Origin of the sequence: Streptomyces sp. NPDC001401, assembly GCF_042895385.1 — a bacterium.
In the GTDB taxonomy this organism is placed as follows: Bacteria; Actinomycetota; Actinomycetes; order Streptomycetales; family Streptomycetaceae; genus Streptomyces.
This window is the reverse complement of sequence record NZ_JBIAWI010000001.1, coordinates 796,226-813,218: the sequence shown is the minus strand read 5'-3', so window position 1 is coordinate 813,218 and position 16,993 is coordinate 796,226. Positions and strand designations below refer to the sequence as shown.

Genomic DNA, 16,993 nt, shown 5'->3' with positions numbered 1-16,993 from the left:
AGTGCTTTCCGCACCGGATCCGATGATGATCCGGCACGGAGTGCCTAGGGGAGGGTAACGACCGTCGCGGCGTACACGAGACCCGCCCCGAAGCCGATGACGAGCGCGGTGTCGCCGCTCTTCGCCTCGCCGGTCGCCAGAAGCCGCTCCATGGCGAGCGGAATCGAGGCGGCCGAGGTGTTGCCGGTGGTACGTACGTCACGCGCGACCGTGACGTGCTCCGGCAGTTTCAGCGTCTTCACCATCGAGTCGATGATCCGCTCGTTGGCCTGGTGGGGAATGAAGACGTCCAGGTCGTCCGGGGTGATCCCGGCCGCGTCCAGCGCCTGCTGGGCGACCTTCGCCATCTCGAACACGGCCCAGCGGAACACCGCCTGGCCCTCCTGCGTGATCGCAGGGAACTTGGCGACCTCGCCGTCGCGGTAGTCGGTCCACGGCACGGTCTGCTTGATCGTCTCGGACTTGTCGCCCTCGGAGCCCCACACGGTCGGGCCGATCGCCGGTTCCGGGGAGGGGCCGACCACGACCGCGCCCGCGCCGTCGCCGAACAGGAAGGCCGTCGCGCGGTCCTCCAGGTCGGTGAGGTCGGACAGCCGCTCCACGCCGATGACGAGGACGTACTCCGCGGAGCCCTCGACGATCATGCCCTTGGCGAGCGTGAGGCCGTAGCCGAAGCCGGCGCAGCCCGCCGAGATGTCGAAGGCTGCGGCCTTGTTCGTGCCGAGCTTGTCGGCGATCTCCGTCGCCACGGCCGGGGTCTGCTTGAAGTGCGAGACGGTTGAGACGATCACGCCGCCGATCTGCTCGGCGGAGATCCCCGCGTCGGCGATCGCCTTGCCGGACGCCTCGATCGACATCGCGGCGACGGTCTCCTCGTCGGAGGCCCAGTGCCGGGTCTCGATGCCGGAGCGCGAACGGATCCACTCGTCGGAGGAGTCGATCGTCTCGAGGATCACCTCGTTGGGCACCACCCGGGTCGGGCGGTAGCCGCCCACGCCGAGGATGCGCGCGTACGGGGCGCCCTTGCTGGGCTTGATCTTCGACATCTTCGTACGGCTCCTTGGGGTCAGGCGTTGGCGTGCTCAGCGATGAGCTCGCGGGCCGCGTCGAGGTCGTCGGGGGTCTTGAGCGCGAGGGTCTTCACGCCCGGCAGCGCGCGCTTGGCGAGGCCGACCAGCGTGCCGCCGGGGCAGACCTCGATGATCGCGGTCGCGCCGAGCTCCTTGAAGGTCTCCATGCACAGGTCCCAGCGGACCGGGTTGGCGACCTGGCCGACCAGGCGCTCCAGCACCTCGGCGCCGGTGGCGACCGTCTGCCCGTCCTTGTTGGAGACGTACGTGAACTTCGGGTCGGCGGGGGTCAGTTCGGCGGCGGCCTTCGCCAGCGCCTCGACCGCGGGTGCCATGTGGCGCGTGTGGAAGGCGCCGGCGACCTTCAGCGGGACGACCTTGCGGACGCCCTCGGGCTTGTCCTCGTTCAGCGCGGCGAGCTGCTCCAGCGTGCCCGCGGCGACGATCTGGCCCGCGCCGTTCACGTTCGCCGGGGTCAGGCCCAGCTTCTCCAGGTGCGCGACGGAGACCTCGGGGTCGCCGCCGAGCAGCGCCGACATACCGGTCTCGGTGATCGCGGCGGCGTCGGCCATGGCCAGACCCCGCTTGCGTACGAGGGCCAGCGCGGCGGTGTCGTCCAGGATGCCCGCGAAGGAGGCGGCGGTGATCTCGCCGACGCTGTGGCCCGCGACGGCGCCCGGCGTGATGGCACCGAGTGCCGCGGCGGACAGGATGCCGGCGGCGACGAGCAGCGGCTGGGCCACGGCGGTGTCGCGGATCGCGTCCGCGTCGGCCTGGGTGCCGTAGTGGGCGAGGTCCAGTCCGATGGCGTCCGACCAGGCGGCGACGCGGTCGGCGGCGCCGGGCAGTTCGAGCCAGGGAGTCAGGAAGCCGGGCGTCTGGGCGCCCTGGCCGGGAGCGACGAGTACGAGCACTCTCACACTCTCTCTTGTGGACGGCCAAGGCCGCCCGTGAGGACAGGGACGAAGAACACGAGGGGGTTTTGTGGACCCCCGACAAAAGACTAGGCGGGGAGATCCCCGTCGGCCAGACGCCCCAGGATCAGCGCGATCCGCAGCGTAAACGCGGAGCGTACATCGGAAGGCGACCAACCGGTGACGTCAGTCACACGTCGGAGCCGGTAGCGCACGGTGTTCGGGTGAACGAAGAGCATCCGGGCCGCCCCCTCCAGACTGCTCGCCTGCTCGAGATAGACGGAGAGCGTCTCCAGAAGCGCCGACCCGGCCTCCTCCAGCGGTCTGTAGATCTCCTCCACCAGCTGCTCGCGTGCGCTCGGGTCACCGGCGATCGCGCGCTCCGGCAGCAGATCGTCCGCCAGTACCGGCCGCGGGGCGTCCTGCCAGGCGGAACACGCTTTGAGGCCGGCGGCCGCCGCCTGTGCGGACCGCGTCGCGGTGAGCAGATCGGCCACCACGGGCCCGGCCACGACGGGCCCGGCCGCATACGGCCCGATCAGCGACTTGGCCACGGCGATCGGGTTGTCGCTGCCGCCCGCGATGACGACGAGCCGGTCCCCGAGCACCCCGGTGAGCACCTGCAGCTTGGCGTGCCGGGCGGCCCGCCGGATCGCCTCGACGGTCAGCTCGGAGTCCCCGTCGGGAGCGGTCCCGAGGACGACGCACACATGCTCGGGGGCGTTCCACCCCAGGGCGGCGGCCCGGCTGACCGCCCCCTCGTCGGCCTCCCCGCTCAGCACGGCATTGACGACGAGGGACTCGAGGCGCGCGTCCCAGGCACCGCGTGCCTCGGCGGCCTGGGCGTACACCTGGGCGGTGGCGAAGGCGATCTCACGGGCGTAGACGAGCAGCGCCTCGCGCAGCACGCTCTCGTCACCGGGAGCCGCCACCTCGTCGATCGCGGACTCCATGACCTCGATGGTGGTGCGCACCATCTCCACGGTCTGCCGCAGCGTGATCGCCCTGGTCAGCTCACGCGGCGCGGTTCCGAACACATCCGTCGAGATGGCTTGCGGGGCATCGGGATGCCGGAACCACTCGGTGAAGGCGGCGATACCGGCCTGGGCGACCAACCCGATCCAGGAACGGTTCTCCGGGGGCATCGCCCGGTACCACGGCAGCGTCTCGTCCATGCGCGCGATGGCCTGCGCGGCGAGAGAACCGGACGACTTCTCCAGTCGCTTCAGGGTCGCGGCATGCGAGTGGAGGCCGGGCGCGGCGGCTTCGGGCTTGCTCGTTTCGGGTTCGGGCACGGGAACAAGACTGCCTTATCGGGACGGGAGTGTGCGTCGGCGGGTGGAGGCCGAGGTTTACCGTGGTGTGCGTGATGGACGTACGGCGCGCCGCGGAGCGCTATCCAGGGGGCGACCCGGCAGCCGGCATCGAGTCGTGGCACGCCTTCTCCTTCGGCCCCCACTACGACCCCGACAACCTCCGCTTCGGCGCGGTGATCGCCTGCAACGAGGAGCGCCTCGCCCCCGGCGCCGGATTCGACGAGCACCCGCACAGCCACACCGAGATCGTGACGTGGGTGATCGAGGGCGAGCTGACCCACCGTGACTCCGGCGGCCACGAGACGACGGTCCGGCCCGGGGACGTCCAGCGGCTGAGCTCGGCGGCGGGCGTACGGCATGTGGAGCGCAACGACGGCCCGACCCCCCTGACCTTCGTCCAGATGTGGCTGGCCCCCCGCGAGCCCGGCGGCGACCCCGCGTACGAGATCGTCCACGGCATCGCGGACTCCACGCCGTACGCGGTCCCGGACGCGGGCGCGATGCTCCACGTACGACGTCTGGGCACGGGCGAGCGGACGGCGGTGCCGGACGGGCGATACGTCTACGTCCATGTCGTACGCGGTGAAGTGCGCCTGGACGGCGAGGAGTTGGGGCCGGGGGATGCGGCGCGGATCACGGACGCGAAGGACCTCGAGGCGGTCGGGACGACGCAGGCGGAGCTGCTGATCTGGGAGATGTCCGCGTAGCCTGCGGGCAGTCGTGCCGCTGGGGCGGCACGGGTGGGCGCAGGCGGCACCCCGCAAGCGCGGGCAAGCGAAAACGCCTCGGCCTCAGTCCAAGCCCACGTCAGCCCAGCAGATCGGCCAGCACCGCATCCGTGAACACCGGCCACACCTCGACCGCCCAGGGCCCGAACGCCCGGTCCGTCAGTGCGACGCCCGCGACTCCCGCGTCCGGGTCGATCCACAGGAACGTACCCGACTGACCGAAGTGCCCGAAGGTCCGCGGCGACGAGGAACTCCCCGTCCAGTGCGGGGACTTGGAGTCGCGGATCTCGAAGCCGAGGCCCCAGTCGTTCGGGTTCTGGTGGCCGTAGCCGGGCAGGACGCCCTTGGTGCCCGGGTACTGGACCGTCATCGCCTCGGCGACAGTACGGGGGTCCAGCAGGCGCGGCGCCTGCACCTCGGCCGCGAACCGGAGCAGGTCGTCGACCGTCGAGACGCCGTCCTTCGCCGGGGAGCCCTCCAGAGTCGTCGACGTCATGCCGAGCGGCTCCAGCACCGCCTGCCGCAGATACTCCCCGAACGGGATGTCCGTAGCCTTGGCGATGTGGTCGCCGAGCTGCTCGAACCCGGCGTTGGAGTACAGCCGCCGCTCCCCGGGCGGCGCGGTCACCCGGTGCTCGTCGAACGCGAGCCCCGAGGTGTGGGCCAGCAGATGGCGGACCGTCGAGCCGGGCGGACCGGCCGGCTCGTCGAGCTCGATCGCTCCCTCCTCGTACGCGACGAGGGCGGCGTACGCGGCAAGCGGCTTGGTGACCGAGGCGAGCGGGAAGCGGTGGCCTGCCGGGCCATGGGTGCCGAGGACCGTGCCGTCGCCGCGCACCACACCCGCCGCGGCGGTGGGAACCGGCCAGTTTTCGATCAGCGCAAGGCTCTGCAAGGACATGCGGACGAGCCTAAGCGCTCACAACCTGAGCTCCAGCAAAGGGTCCGGCTTGGGCTTGAAACCGAGGGAGACGTACAGCGGCTCGGCCTCCGCGGACGCGGTCAGGTGCACCCGCGCGGCACCGCGCTCCCGGAACCAGTCCAGCAGTGTGTCCATGCACGCGCGCGCATACCCGCGACGGCGCGCGTCCAGGTCGGTCGCGACGCTGAAGACGTAACCGACCGTCCCGCGCGGATCACCGGCCTTCCCGATCCGGTAGTCGATCGTCCCGGCCACCAGCGCCGCCAGCGCCCCCGGCCGCTCCGGATGGTCGACGACGAACGCGGCGAAGTTCCCGTCCGCCTCGCCCAGCCTCTCCCGCAGCCCCGGCAGTGACTCCTCGTGCCAGTCCGTGGCAGGATCCGACCCCGGCATCGAATCGATCATCACCTGGCGCAGCCGCAGCACTTCCTGCGCGTCCTCGGGCACGGCCCGGCGTACAAGACTCATGACCCGCACGCTAGTCACCGCCATCGCGCCATGTCCCGCCGATTTCTTACCGGTTCCGCTTGCTTGGAGTGCACTCGAAGGCCATAGCGTTGAGGTCATGACGGTGATGGAGACCACGCCCACCAGGACCGACAGCTGCAGCGCCCCACCCCAGGCGCACCGGCGCCCCGAAGGACAGGACAGTTACACGATCAGCGAGGTCGTCGCGGTCACCGGCCTGACCGCGCACACCCTGCGCTGGTACGAGCGCATCGGCCTGATGCCGCACGTGGACCGCTCGCACACGGGCCAGCGCCGCTACAGCAACCGCGACCTCGACTGGCTGGACCTCGTCGGCAAGCTCCGGCTCACCGGCATGCCGGTCGCCGACATGGTGCGGTACGCGGAGCTGGTGCGCGAGGGCGACGACACGTTCGGCGAGCGGTTCGAGCTGCTCGAGCAGACCCGCCGGGACGTGCTGACCCGGATCGCCGAGCTGCAGGACACCCTCGCGGTGCTCGACCGGAAGATCAGTTTCTACGCGGACGCCGAGCGCGCCCGTGCCTACGAGGCGGAGAAGGTGCGATGACGGACAGCAGGATCCCGACCGTACGACTCGGCGCCGACGGCCCCGAGGTGGGCGTACAGGGCCTCGGCTGCATGGGCATGAGCTGGGCGTACGGTCCCTCCGACGCGGAGGAGTCGCGGGCCACCCTGGAGCGGGCACTGGAGCTGGGCGTCACGCTGTACGACACGGCGGAGGGCTACGGCGACGGCGACAACGAGCGCTTCCTGTCGCCGTTCTTCAAGGCGCACCGGGACGAGGTCGTCATCGCGACCAAGTTCGGCGTACGCGTCCCGGCGGGCGACCGCACCAAGCGGGTCATCCGCGGCGACGCCCCGTACGTCCGCCAGGCCGTCGAGGGCAGCCTGCGCCGCCTCGACGTCGACGTCATCGACCTCTACTACATGCACCGGCGCGATGTGAACGTCCCGATCGAGGAGACCGTCGGCGCCATGGCCGAGCTGGTCGGCGAGGGCAAGGTCAAGCACCTCGGCCTCAGCGAGGTCACCGCCGACGAACTGCGCGCCGCACACGCCGTGCACCCGATCGCCGCCGTGCAGTCGGAGTGGTCCCTGTTCAGCCGGGACATCGAGACCAATGTGGTGCCGGCCGCCCGCGACCTGGGCGTGGCCCTGGTCCCCTACTCCCCGCTGGGCCGCGGCTTCCTCGCCGGCTCCTTCTCCAACGCGGAGAAGGACCTGACCGACGGCGACGTCCGCCGCACGATGCCCCGCTTCCAGGGCGACAACGCGGCCGCCAACGCAACCCTCCTGGAACCGATCCGCACGGTGGCCGAAGCACATGGTGCCTCGCCGGCTCAGATCGCCTTGGCCTGGGTCCAGCAGCGAGCAGCCGTACACGGCCTCGCGGTTGCCCAGATCCCGGGCACGACGAAACGCCACCGGGTGGAGGAGAACGCGGCGGCGACGAGGATCGTCCTGACGGACGCTGAGCTGTCCCTGCTGGAGCCGATCGCCGCGAAGGTGGCAGGGACGCGTTACCCGGACATGCGGTTCGCTTCCGCCGGGCGCGAGTAGCGGCTTTCAGGGGCGCGGGGAACTGCGCGAGCAACCCACCACAACCCGCACGAGCCAACAAACCGAACCCGGCAGACGCTAAAGCTCAGCCAACAGTTCCGCCTTCTTGACGGAGAACTCCTCATCCGTCACCAGGCCCGCCTGATGCAGTTCCCCCAAGTGACGAATACGTTCCGCGATGTCGGCCGGATCGCGCCTCGGCGCGCTGGCCGGCACCGCGGCCGCCGTCCCACGGGCCCGCACAGCGGCAAGCACAGCCGCCGCAAACGGCAACGACTCATGCACGGGCCCATACCCCAACCCGAACACCACAGCCGCCGGATCCTGATCCACCGGCACCGCCTGCGCAGCCCCCCGCAGCAACCGCAAGTGCCCCTCGAACACCTCCGGCGACCGCCACTCCACCCCGCTCAGCTCACCGACCGGAAAGCTCTGGTCCCCGGCCTTCCACTTGGCGGAGGACGCCCCCGTCCAGAACCACCGGAAGTGCACGGTCTTCCCGTCGAAGGACGCCTTCGCGTCGTACGCCTTGAACTGCCGGGGCGCCTCGGGCGCGGCCACCAGATACCGCTCGGCCGCCTCGCCGTCGCCCTTCAGCTGCGCCCGCAGCTCGTCGGCGTAGTACTCGGCGAGAGCGTCCCGCTCGGCAGGCAGCACCAGCCGATACGGATCGCACCCTTCCTTGAGCTGTCCCGCCGCCGCCTCCAGCAAGGGATCGGCTCCGGGCCGCACCTCGGCCCGCAGTACGACGGTGCCGCGCTTCCCGGGGGACAGCGTCACCCCGGAGATCGCCTCCAGAGGCACACGACGTTCCCCCAGTGCCTGGAAGAGCTTGGGTGTTCGAATCCCTCGTTCGTAACGGATGAGCACAGAGTCGGACTCGAACTCCCAGGCAGCATGAAATCCGGCCAGTACGTCACCCATGCGGCTCATCGTAGGCATGACCCGCTCCTTCGTCTCCACCCCGCGCAGACCGCAGTTTCTGCGCCTCTACGCGCGTCCGGCCGCGGTCGTGCCGGACAAACCCTCCCGGCACACGTTCTCCTCACGCGCACAGTGCACTGACTGGTACGCGCCAACGCCGATCTCCGCGAAGTTCAGCACGCTCTGCGTGCCCGGCTCGAAATAACCGGCGTGCCCCTGCGCGCCCTGCGCGGACAGCACCCGCGCCCCGAACGCGGCCGACACCGGGTCGGCCCCGTGGCCCAGCCCGCCGAGCTCCAGGTGCGGCACGTCCTGGACCCAGTCCGTGGCGTCCCGCATCGCCCACACCCGGGCGGAGGTGCGCAGGTGGGAGGCTTTCTCGACGCGCATGCCGGGGCTGGCGGCCACCGCTATGTCGGCCACCCGGCGGGGCATTTCGCGTGCGGCGATTCCGCACACCACGGAGCCATAGCTGTGGCAGAACAGCGACACCGGCGCGCTGCCGGGCAGGCCGCGCAGCATCGCGTTCAGCCGCAGCGCACCCTCCGCCGCACGCATCGCCGTCGCCGAGTCGATGCCGAGCCCGGCGGGTGCCGTGTAGTCGGCCCAGGCGATCACGGCCGTACGCGTCGTCGGGCTCGCCGCCTTCTCCGCCGCGTACAGCGACTTGGCCATGCCGACGGGCGCCGAGTACGGGCGGTTGGTCTTCTGGAAGGTGAGCAGGTCGGTGTCGACGCCGGGGACGACGACCGACACACGCTCGGCCTGCTGCAGGTTCCCGATCACCTCCGCGACCCGCCCCGAGCCCTCGGGGTCGAAGGCGAGGATCTGCCGGCCGTGCCGCAGCAGCGAGTCGTAGCGGTGCATACGGCGGCCGGCGTCCTGCTGCCCGATGGGGGAGAGGCGGCTGTCGTGCATGCGCCCGCGCTCGACCTTGCGCTGCTCCGCGAGCGCGAGACGGTTGGCGCGGTAGCGCAGCGCGACAGGAGCGCCGTTCATGTTGCCGACCGCGAGGGGGTAGCGGCGGGCGAGGTGGGCGCGCTCCTGAGCAGTGAGCGAGCCGAAGAAGCGGGTGAGGCGCGCGGGGGACGCGTCTGGGTCCGGCAGATGGTGCCCGTGGATGCGGCCGTGCTCCCAGGAGGAGATCGAGGCCTGCAGCGGAGTGGCTCCGTGATGGCTGCGCAGGGCCGTCCATCCGGTGGTCGCCAGCATTACGAACACGACGGCCAGAGCGAGCAGCGCGCGCCAGACGTTCAGTTGCGGGGAGGTGTCGAAGGAAGTCACTGGGAGGACACACTAGGAGAACGAGAGGGTCTCGCGTGAGCCGAGTGATGGGGATCACGTTTCGATAAACGTGCCCATGACCTCAGCGTGTCTCATACGTGCCTCAGCGTGTTCGCCAGCTCTCCGTGAGCGCCGGGCCCACCTGTTCGAGGTACGAAATCGTCAACGCGCGCATCGCCTCGACGCTGAAGTCCTCCCCGGTGGACCACTGCCGTTCCGTCACCCGCATCACCCCGCCGAAGACCGCCACCGCCAGACGTGGCCGGGGATCGGCGTCCACGTCGAGGCCCTCCCGCTCGGCGAGCACGCGCGCGATGGTGTCCTCGGTCTCCTCGTTGCGCCGCAGATGCGCGGCGAGCAGGACGGGCGTCGACTCGATCACCCGGTACATGCGCAGATACAGCTCGATCGGTACGACGGCCTCGATGACCTCGTGGAGCGTGTCCCAGCCCTCCAGGACCGCCTGGCGCAGCGCCTCCATCGGCGCCTCGTCCGCCGGCCGCTCGCGTACGGCCTCGACGAACCGTGCCACGGCCAGCTCCTGCAGGGCGAGCGCGGCCTCCTCCTTGCCGGCGAAGTAGCGGAAGAAGGTGCGCTGCGAGACATCGACGGCCTCGGCGATGTCGTCGACGGTCGTTTCCTCGTACCCGCGCGTGGTGAACAGTTCGACAGCGGCCCGCAGCAGCGCGTCCCGGGTGCGCTGCTTCTTGCGTTCGCGGAGTGTTTCCATATGCGTCAGTTACTGACTTGTGAATTGGTTTGTCAATTGTCAGCGGCTGTCACTAGCCTCGAACACATGACTAGTCAGACCACCATCGACACGACGGGGCCGGGGGACAAGGCGCCGGCAGCCCCGTCGGACGCGCCGCCGGCCTCCGGGCTGCGCGGCCACCCGTGGTTCACCCTCATCACCGTCGCCGTCGGGGTCATGATGGTGGCCCTCGACGGCACCATCGTGGCCATCGCCAACCCGGCCATCCAGAAGGACCTCAAGGCGAGCTTCGCCGACGTCCAGTGGATCACCAACGGGTACTTCCTCGCCCTCGCGGTCTCCCTGATCACCGCCGGCAAGCTCGGCGACCGCTTCGGGCACCGCCAGACCTTCCTGATCGGCGTGACCGGCTTCGCGGCCGCCTCGGGTGCCATCGGCCTGTCGAACAGCATCGCCGCGGTCGTCACCTTCCGTGTCTTCCAGGGCCTGTTCGGCGCGCTGCTGATGCCGGCCGCACTCGGCCTGCTGCGCGCGACCTTCCCCGCCGAGAAGCTCAACATGGCCATCGGCATCTGGGGCATGGTCATCGGCGCCTCCACCGCCGGCGGCCCGATCCTCGGCGGCGTCCTGGTCGAGCACGTCAACTGGCAGTCGGTGTTCTTCATCAACGTGCCGGTCGGCGCGATCGCCCTGGTCCTGGGCCTGCTGATCCTGCGGGACCACCGCGCCGAGAACGCGCCGCGTTCGTTCGACATCCTGGGCATCGCCCTGCTCTCGGGCGCGATGTTCTGCCTGGTCTGGGCGCTCATCAAGGCCCCCACCTGGGGCTGGGGCGACGGCAAGACATGGACGTTCATAGCCGTCTCGATCGTCGGCTTCGCCCTCTTCTCCTTCTGGGAGACGAAGGTCAAGGAGCCGCTGATCCCGCTGACCCTGTTCCGCTCGGTCCCGCTGTCGGCGGGCGTCGTGCTGATGGTGCTGATGGCCATCGCGTTCATGGGCGGCCTGTTCTTCGTGACGTTCTACCTCCAGAACGTGCACGGCATGAGCCCGATCAAGGCCGGCGAGCATCTGCTCCCGCTCACCGGCATGATGATCGTCGGCTCCCCGCTCGCGGGCGCGCTGATCACCAAGCTGGGCCCGCGCATCCCGCTGGCCGGCGGTATGGCGGCCACCGCGATCGCCATGTACGGCATGTCGACGCTGCAGGCGGACACCGGCAGCGCCGTCATGTCCCTCTGGTTCGCCCTCCTCGGCCTCGGTCTCGCGCCGGTCATGGTCGGCGCCACGGAGGTCATCGTCGGCAACGCGCCGATGGAGCTCTCCGGCGTCGCCGGCGGCCTCCAGCAGGCGGCGATGCAGATCGGCGGCAGCCTCGGTACGGCCGTCCTGGGTGCCGTGATGGCGTCCAAGGTCGACAGCGACCTCCCGGGCAACTGGAAGGGCGCCGGGCTCCCGCCGCTCACGCAGACCCAGCTGGACCAGGCCTCCGAGGCCGTCCAGGTCGGCGTGGCCCCGGTCGCCAAGGGCACCCCGGAGGCGATCGCCGCGAAGATCGCGGACGTCGCGCACGACACGTTCATCTCCGGCATGAGCCTGGCGTCCCTGGTCGCCTGCGGAGTCGCGGTCGTGGCGGTCTTCGTCGCCCTGCTCACCAAGCGCGGCGAGAACGCGGAGGCGGGTGCGGGCGCGGCCCACATCTGACGGGTTTTCAACTGACTTCGCCTATCAGGGTGAAGACGCTAAAGATTCCTCGCATCCGGTGCGCGCCGCAGGCCACAGTGGTCAAGCCCTCAAACACGGCATGTTCCTCAGGCAAGTTCGTACTGGGTGGAGGGCGACCGGTGCTGCGGCGCGCTGACGGAGGGGGTCAGCGCGCCGGCAGTCCGACGATCAGGGAGCGCACCGGGGGTACCCGGCTCGGTCACGGTCTGACCGACGGCTCCCGCAGCGCCGCAACCTCGGCCCGAAGCGCCCGCACCTCCTCCGTCAACGCCTCGATCGCCTCCGTCTGCCGCCGCTCCTCCACATCGTCCATCTCGAACCGCGCGATGAACCACGCGGCGATGTTCGCGGTGACCACACCCAGCAGGGCGATCCCGGACAGCATCAGCCCGACGGCGATCATCCGCCCCAGCCCGGTGGTCGGCGCATGATCCCCGTACCCCACGGTCGTCATCGTTGTGAACGACCACCACACCGCGTCACCCAGCGTCCGGATGTTCCCGTTCGGCGACTCCCGCTCCACCGACAGCACGGCCAGCGACCCGAACATCAGCAACCCGACCACGGCGCCCGCGACATACGTCGTCAGCTGGATCTGCGAGGCCATTCGCGCCCGTCGCCCGACGAGTATCAGCGTCGACACCATCCGCAGCAGCCGCAGCGGCTGGAGGATCGGCAGCACCACCGCGCACACGTCTATCCAGTGCGTACGGACGAACTCTCTACGGCGCCGGGCCAGCCCCAGCCGCACCACATAGTCGGTGGCGAACGCCCCCCACACCACCCACTCGACCGTCGTGCACACGGTCGTCAGCGACCGTCCCGCCGCGCTGTCCACGATCGGCACGGCATACGCGACGGCGAACAGCACGGCCAGCGCCAGCAAGGGCCGCTGGGTCACCTGCTCCCAACGACCCTGCGCCGTTTGTTCCTTCATGCCCGCATCGTAAAGACAACGGACGGGGGCTGAGCGCCCCGTAAGGGGCGCGGGGCTGCATCGATATGCGGCTCCGCCGAGTGGGCGCGACCAGCCGCCGCCGGCCCGCAGCCTAAATCCGCCCTTCCAGCGGAGCGCCTACGCGTCTCCGCCCGCGGCGCCCGGGTCCGCCGCCGACACGTCGAGCAGCTGGTACCGGTCGATCGCCTGCTTCAGCACCGACCGGTCGACCTTGCCCTCCTTCGCCAGCTCGGTCAGCACGGCCACCACGATCGACTGCGCGTCGATGTGGAAGAAGCGGCGGGCAGCGCCCCGGGTGTCGGCGAAGCCGAACCCGTCCGCGCCCAGCGACTGGTACGTCCCCGGCACCCAGCGCGCGATCTGGTCCGGAACCGCCCGCATCCAGTCGGACACGGCCACAAAGGGCCCCTGCGCACCCGACAGCTTCTGCGTCACGTACGGCACCCGCTGCTCCTCCTCGGGGTGCAGCAGGTTGTGCCGCTCGACGTCCACGGCCTCGCGCCGCAGCTCGTTCCAGGAGGTCGCCGACCAGACGTCGGCCCTGACGTTCCACTCTGCGGCGAGGATCTTCTGCGCCTCGATCGCCCACGGCACGGCCACACCGGACGCCATGATCTGCGCCGGAATCGCACCCGAAGTGCCCTCGCTCAGGCGGTGGATGCCCTTGAGGATGCCCTCGACGTCCACGTTCTCCGGCTCGGCCGGGTGCTGGATGGGCTCGTTGTAGACGGTGAGGTAGTAGAAGACGTCCTCGCCGTGCGGGTGTTCCGCGTCCCCGCCGTACATCCGCCGCAGACCGTCCTGCACGATGTGCGCGATCTCGTACGAGTACGCCGGGTCGTAGGCGACACAGCCCGGGTTGGTCGAGGCGAGCAGCTGCGAGTGGCCGTCGGCGTGCTGCAGACCCTCACCGGTCAGCGTCGTACGGCCGGCGGTCGCACCCAGTACGAAACCGCGCGCCAGCTGGTCGGCCATCTGCCAGAACTGGTCGCCGGTGCGCTGGAAACCGAACATCGAGTAGAAGACGTAGACCGGGATCAGCGGTTCGCCGTGCGTTGCGTACGCCGAACCCGCCGCGATCAGCGAGGCCGTACAGCCCGCCTCCGAGATGCCGTCGTGCAGCATCTGGCCGGTCGGCGACTCCTTGTACGCGAGCAGCAGGTCGCGGTCGACCGCCTCGTACTGCTGCCCGAGCGGGTTGTAGATCTTCGCGCTCGGGAAGAAGGAGTCCATGCCGAACGTGCGGTACTCGTCCGGCGCGATCAGCACGAACCGCCGACCGATCTCCTTGTCCCGCATGAGGTCCTTGAGCAGTCGCACGAAGGCCATGGTCGTGGCGATCGACTGCTGACCGGAGCCCTTCTTCACACTCGCGTACGTCTTGTCGTCCGGCAGCGCGAGCGGCTCGGAGCGCACGACGCGCGTCGGGACGTACCCGCCGCACTGCTTGCGCTGGTCGTGCATGTACTGGATCTCTTCCGAGTTCCGCCCCGGGTGGTAGTACGGCGGAACGCCGCTCTCCAGGTCCTTGTCGGAGATCGGCAGGTGCAGGCGGTCGCGGAAGCGCTTGAGGTCGTCGACCGTCAGCTTCTTCATCTGGTGCGTGGCGTTGCGGCCCTCGAAGTTCGGGCCCAGCGTCCAGCCCTTGACCGTCTTCGCGAGGATCACCGTCGGCTGGCCCTTGTGCGCCTTGGCCGCCGAGAACGCCGCGAAGATCTTCTTGTGGTCGTGACCGCCGCGGCCCAGGTGCAGGATCTGGTCGTCGGTCATGCCCTCGACCATCGCGCGCAGCCGCTGGTCGTCGCCGAAGAAGTGCTCGCGGATGTACGCGCCGGACTCGGTGGCATACGTCTGGAACTGGCCGTCCGGCGTCGTGTTCATCCTGTTGACGAGGAGGCCGTCGCGGTCCTGGGCCAGCAGCGGGTCCCAGGAGCGGTCCCAGATCAGCTTGATCACGTTCCAGCCGGCGCCGCGGAAGACCGACTCCAGCTCCTGGATGACCTTGCCGTTGCCGCGCACCGGGCCGTCGAGGCGCTGCAGGTTGCAGTTGACGACGAAGGTCAGGTTGTCCAGGCCCTCACGGGCGGCGATGGTCAGCTGGCCCAGCGACTCCGGCTCGTCCATCTCGCCGTCGCCGAGGAACGCCCACACATGGGACTTGCTCGTGTCGGCGATCCCGCGCGCGTGCATGTACCGGTTCATCCGCGCCTGGTAGATCGCACCGATCGGGCCGAGGCCCATCGACACGGTCGGGAACTCCCAGAAGTCCGGCATCGAGCGCGGGTGCGGGTACGAGGACAGCCCGTGCGGCGCCTTCGACTTCTCCTGCCGGAAGCCGTCGAGGTTCTCCTCGCTGAGGCGGTCGAGCAGGAACGCGCGGGCGTAGATGCCCGGAGAGGCGTGGCCCTGGAAGAAGACCTGGTCGCCGCCGTCGCCCTCGTCCTTGCCGCGGAAGAAGTGGTTGAAGCCGACGTCGTAGAGCGAGGCGGAGGACGCGAAGGTGGCGATGTGGCCGCCTACGCCGATGCCGGGGCGCTGGGCGCGCGAGACCATGACCGCCGCGTTCCAGCGGGTCGCGTTCAGGACCTTGCGCTCGATCTCCTCGTTGCCGGGGAAGAACGGCTCGTCCTTGGTCGCGATCGTGTTGACGTAGTCCGTGCTGCGCATCTCGGGCACGGCCACGCGCTTCTCGCGGGCCCGCTCGATCAGTCGCAGCATCAGGTAGCGGGCCCGCTCACGGCCGCGCTCGTCGACGGCGGCGTCCAGGGAGTCGAGCCACTCCTGGGTCTCCTCGGGATCGAAGTCAGGAACCTGACTCGGAAGGCCGCCAATGATGATCGGGTTGCGATCGGATCCGGAAGCCACGCTGTTCCTTACCTGTCAGAGGGCTGCATTGAGCTGCATTTCGGTACGCCTGCACCGTTCCCCATCGTGTACCTCGGGGAAGCAAACGTCATCTCTACTGAGAGGTAACCGAGACCTACGTCAGCTCCGGCTGGTTCCCAATGCCACAAAGGGGGCAGAAAGGTGTGGTGTAGGTCACTTACGGCGGTAGTCGCATGCCTGAAGTTGGGGTGACACGGCCAGGATCGTCACCGTTTCGGCGGTCTGAACGGCCGGGTACTTGCGCGATCCGCCCCGCCCGTGTGGACTACGGCCAATGCTTCGCGCACGCGCGTGGCTGAGATATTCACCAAGACATGATCAGGAGGCAACCCGTGAGCGCGACCGCGGACCACGCGGAGACGAGCCCTGCCGTGAGGCTGGGGTTCCAGCCCGAGCAGGTGGTCCAGGAGATCGGCTACGACGACGACGTAGACCAGGAACTCCGCGAGGCCATTGAGCAGGTCATCGGCACCGACCTTGTGGACGAGGACTACGACGACGTCGCCGATGCCGTGGTGCTCTGGTTCCGCGACGAGGACGGCGACCTGACCGATGTGCTGGTGGACGCCACCACGTACATCGAGGAGGGCGGCTCGATCCTGCTGCTGACGCCGAAGACCGGCCGCGACGGCTATGTGGAGCCGAGCGACATCTCCGAAGCCGCGACGACGGCGGGGCTGTCCGCCTCCAAGAGCGTCAGCGTGGGCAAGGACTGGAGCGGCAGCCGGCTCGTGACGCCCAAGGCGGCCAAGTCGAAGCGATGACGCTCCGCTGGATGGACCGGATTCTGGGGGCGGTGCCCCCGGACCCCCCTTCGGCCTGAACGGCCTCGTGAACGGCCTCGTCCTCAAACGCCGGGCGGGCTGAGTTCGCTCAGCCCGTCCGTCGGCCTTCGGTGATCGCTGCGTAGGGTGGATGCCACCCGAACAGCCCCCACCGAAGGGACAAACACGACCATGGCGATCCAGGTCGGCGACAAGGCCCCCGACTTCGAGCTCAAGGACAACCACGGCGCCACCGTGAAGCTCTCCGACTTCCGTGGCGAGAAGAACGTCGTCCTGCTCTTCTACCCCTTCGCCTTCACCGGCGTGTGCACCGGCGAGCTGTGCGAGCTGCGGGACAACCTGCCCAAGTTCTCCGACCGCGACACCCAGGTGCTCGCCGTCTCCAACGACTCCATCCACACCCTGCGCGTCTTCGCCGAGCAGGAGGGCCTCGAGTACCCGCTGCTGAGCGACTTCTGGCCGCACGGCGAGGTCTCCCGCGCCTACGGCGTCTTCGCCGAGGACAAGGGCTGCGCGGTGCGCGGCACCTTCGTCATCGACAAGGAGGGCGTCGTGCGCTGGACCGTCGTCAACGCGTTGCCGGACGCCCGCGACCTGAACGAGTACGTGAAGGCGCTCGACACCCTGTGATTCTTCGGCTCCAAGCCATGCGTGGTGCGGGAACCCGTCACTAGGATCGACTCGTTGATCCGGTATCAAACGCACGGCGGGGCTCCCCGC

16 protein-coding genes are annotated in these 16,993 nt (G+C 69.6%); 6 read left to right on the top strand and 10 right to left on the bottom strand.

Annotation, left to right across the window (positions count from 1 at the left end; all coding sequences use genetic code 11):
• Positions 1–44 precede the first annotated feature (44 nt).
• From ACFY10_RS03810 to fasR, 3 genes are all read right to left on the bottom strand, one after another.
• Positions 45–1,046: a ketoacyl-ACP synthase III gene (locus ACFY10_RS03810; protein ID WP_390663421.1), complete on the bottom strand. Its 1,002-nt coding sequence runs from the start codon at positions 1,044–1,046 to the stop codon at positions 45–47.
• Between the two features lie 20 nt (positions 1,047–1,066).
• Positions 1,067–1,984, bottom strand: coding sequence for an ACP S-malonyltransferase (locus ACFY10_RS03805; protein ID WP_390663420.1), 918 nt, complete (start codon positions 1,982–1,984; stop codon positions 1,067–1,069).
• Positions 1,985–2,073: 89 nt separating this feature from the next.
• Complete coding sequence (fasR, locus tag ACFY10_RS03800) at positions 2,074–3,279, bottom strand: fatty acid biosynthesis transcriptional regulator FasR (RefSeq protein ID WP_390663419.1); 1,206 nt, start codon at positions 3,277–3,279, stop codon at positions 2,074–2,076.
• Positions 3,280–3,353: 74 nt separating this feature from the next.
• Between fasR and ACFY10_RS03795 the strand changes: the two genes are divergently transcribed.
• Positions 3,354–4,007 (top strand): pirin family protein, encoded by a 654-nt coding sequence (locus tag ACFY10_RS03795; RefSeq protein WP_390664127.1) that lies wholly within the window; start codon positions 3,354–3,356, stop codon positions 4,005–4,007.
• Positions 4,008–4,107: 100 nt separating this feature from the next.
• Here ACFY10_RS03795 and ACFY10_RS03790 read toward each other — a convergent pair whose 3' ends face one another.
• Positions 4,108–4,929, bottom strand: coding sequence for a serine hydrolase domain-containing protein (locus tag ACFY10_RS03790; protein WP_390663418.1), 822 nt, complete (start codon positions 4,927–4,929; stop codon positions 4,108–4,110).
• Between the two features lie 18 nt (positions 4,930–4,947).
• The gene (locus tag ACFY10_RS03785; protein ID WP_390663417.1) at positions 4,948–5,418 is read right to left on the bottom strand and encodes a GNAT family N-acetyltransferase; all 471 of its coding nucleotides are present in this window, start codon (positions 5,416–5,418) and stop codon (positions 4,948–4,950) included.
• A 97-nt stretch (positions 5,419–5,515) separates the two neighbouring features.
• Here ACFY10_RS03785 and ACFY10_RS03780 point away from each other — a divergent pair, with 97 nt between their 5' ends.
• Entirely contained in the window at positions 5,516–5,986 is a 471-nt protein-coding gene (locus tag ACFY10_RS03780) for a MerR family transcriptional regulator (protein WP_390663416.1), read from the top strand.
• Positions 5,983–6,999 (top strand): aldo/keto reductase, encoded by a 1,017-nt coding sequence (locus ACFY10_RS03775; protein WP_390663415.1) that lies wholly within the window; start codon positions 5,983–5,985, stop codon positions 6,997–6,999. The genes ACFY10_RS03780 and ACFY10_RS03775 overlap by 4 nt, the downstream gene beginning before the upstream one ends.
• Before the next feature lie 78 nt (positions 7,000–7,077).
• Here the strand turns inward: ACFY10_RS03775 and ACFY10_RS03770 are convergent, their stop codons facing one another.
• From ACFY10_RS03770 to ACFY10_RS03760, 3 genes are all read right to left on the bottom strand, one after another.
• Positions 7,078–7,932, bottom strand: a complete 855-nt coding sequence (locus tag ACFY10_RS03770) for a DUF4429 domain-containing protein (RefSeq protein ID WP_390664126.1) — start codon at positions 7,930–7,932, stop codon at positions 7,078–7,080.
• A 57-nt stretch (positions 7,933–7,989) separates the two neighbouring features.
• On the bottom strand, positions 7,990–9,207 hold the full coding sequence (locus ACFY10_RS03765) for an alpha/beta hydrolase (protein WP_390663414.1): 1,218 nt from the start codon (positions 9,205–9,207) through the stop codon (positions 7,990–7,992).
• Positions 9,208–9,310: 103 nt separating this feature from the next.
• Positions 9,311–9,937 (bottom strand): TetR family transcriptional regulator, encoded by a 627-nt coding sequence (locus tag ACFY10_RS03760; protein ID WP_390663413.1) that lies wholly within the window; start codon positions 9,935–9,937, stop codon positions 9,311–9,313.
• 66 nt (positions 9,938–10,003) lie between these two features.
• On the opposite strand from ACFY10_RS03760, the gene ACFY10_RS03755 reads away from it, so the two are divergent.
• The gene (locus ACFY10_RS03755; RefSeq protein ID WP_390663412.1) at positions 10,004–11,623 is read left to right on the top strand and encodes an MFS transporter; all 1,620 of its coding nucleotides are present in this window, start codon (positions 10,004–10,006) and stop codon (positions 11,621–11,623) included.
• Positions 11,624–11,843: 220 nt separating this feature from the next.
• Here ACFY10_RS03755 and ACFY10_RS03750 read toward each other — a convergent pair whose 3' ends face one another.
• Both ACFY10_RS03750 and aceE read right to left on the bottom strand, forming a co-directional pair.
• Positions 11,844–12,581, bottom strand: a complete 738-nt coding sequence (locus tag ACFY10_RS03750) for a potassium channel family protein (protein ID WP_390663411.1) — start codon at positions 12,579–12,581, stop codon at positions 11,844–11,846.
• Between the two features lie 138 nt (positions 12,582–12,719).
• Positions 12,720–15,467: a pyruvate dehydrogenase (acetyl-transferring), homodimeric type gene (aceE, locus tag ACFY10_RS03745; RefSeq protein ID WP_390663410.1), complete on the bottom strand. Its 2,748-nt coding sequence runs from the start codon at positions 15,465–15,467 to the stop codon at positions 12,720–12,722.
• Between the two features lie 353 nt (positions 15,468–15,820).
• Here aceE and ACFY10_RS03740 point away from each other — a divergent pair, with 353 nt between their 5' ends.
• Together ACFY10_RS03740 and ACFY10_RS03735 are read left to right on the top strand one after the other, a co-directional pair.
• Entirely contained in the window at positions 15,821–16,252 is a 432-nt protein-coding gene (locus ACFY10_RS03740; protein WP_390663409.1) for a DUF3052 domain-containing protein, read from the top strand.
• A gap of 192 nt (positions 16,253–16,444) precedes the next feature.
• Positions 16,445–16,903: a peroxiredoxin gene (locus ACFY10_RS03735; RefSeq protein WP_390663408.1), complete on the top strand. Its 459-nt coding sequence runs from the start codon at positions 16,445–16,447 to the stop codon at positions 16,901–16,903.
• The last annotated feature ends 90 nt before the right edge of the window (positions 16,904–16,993 follow it).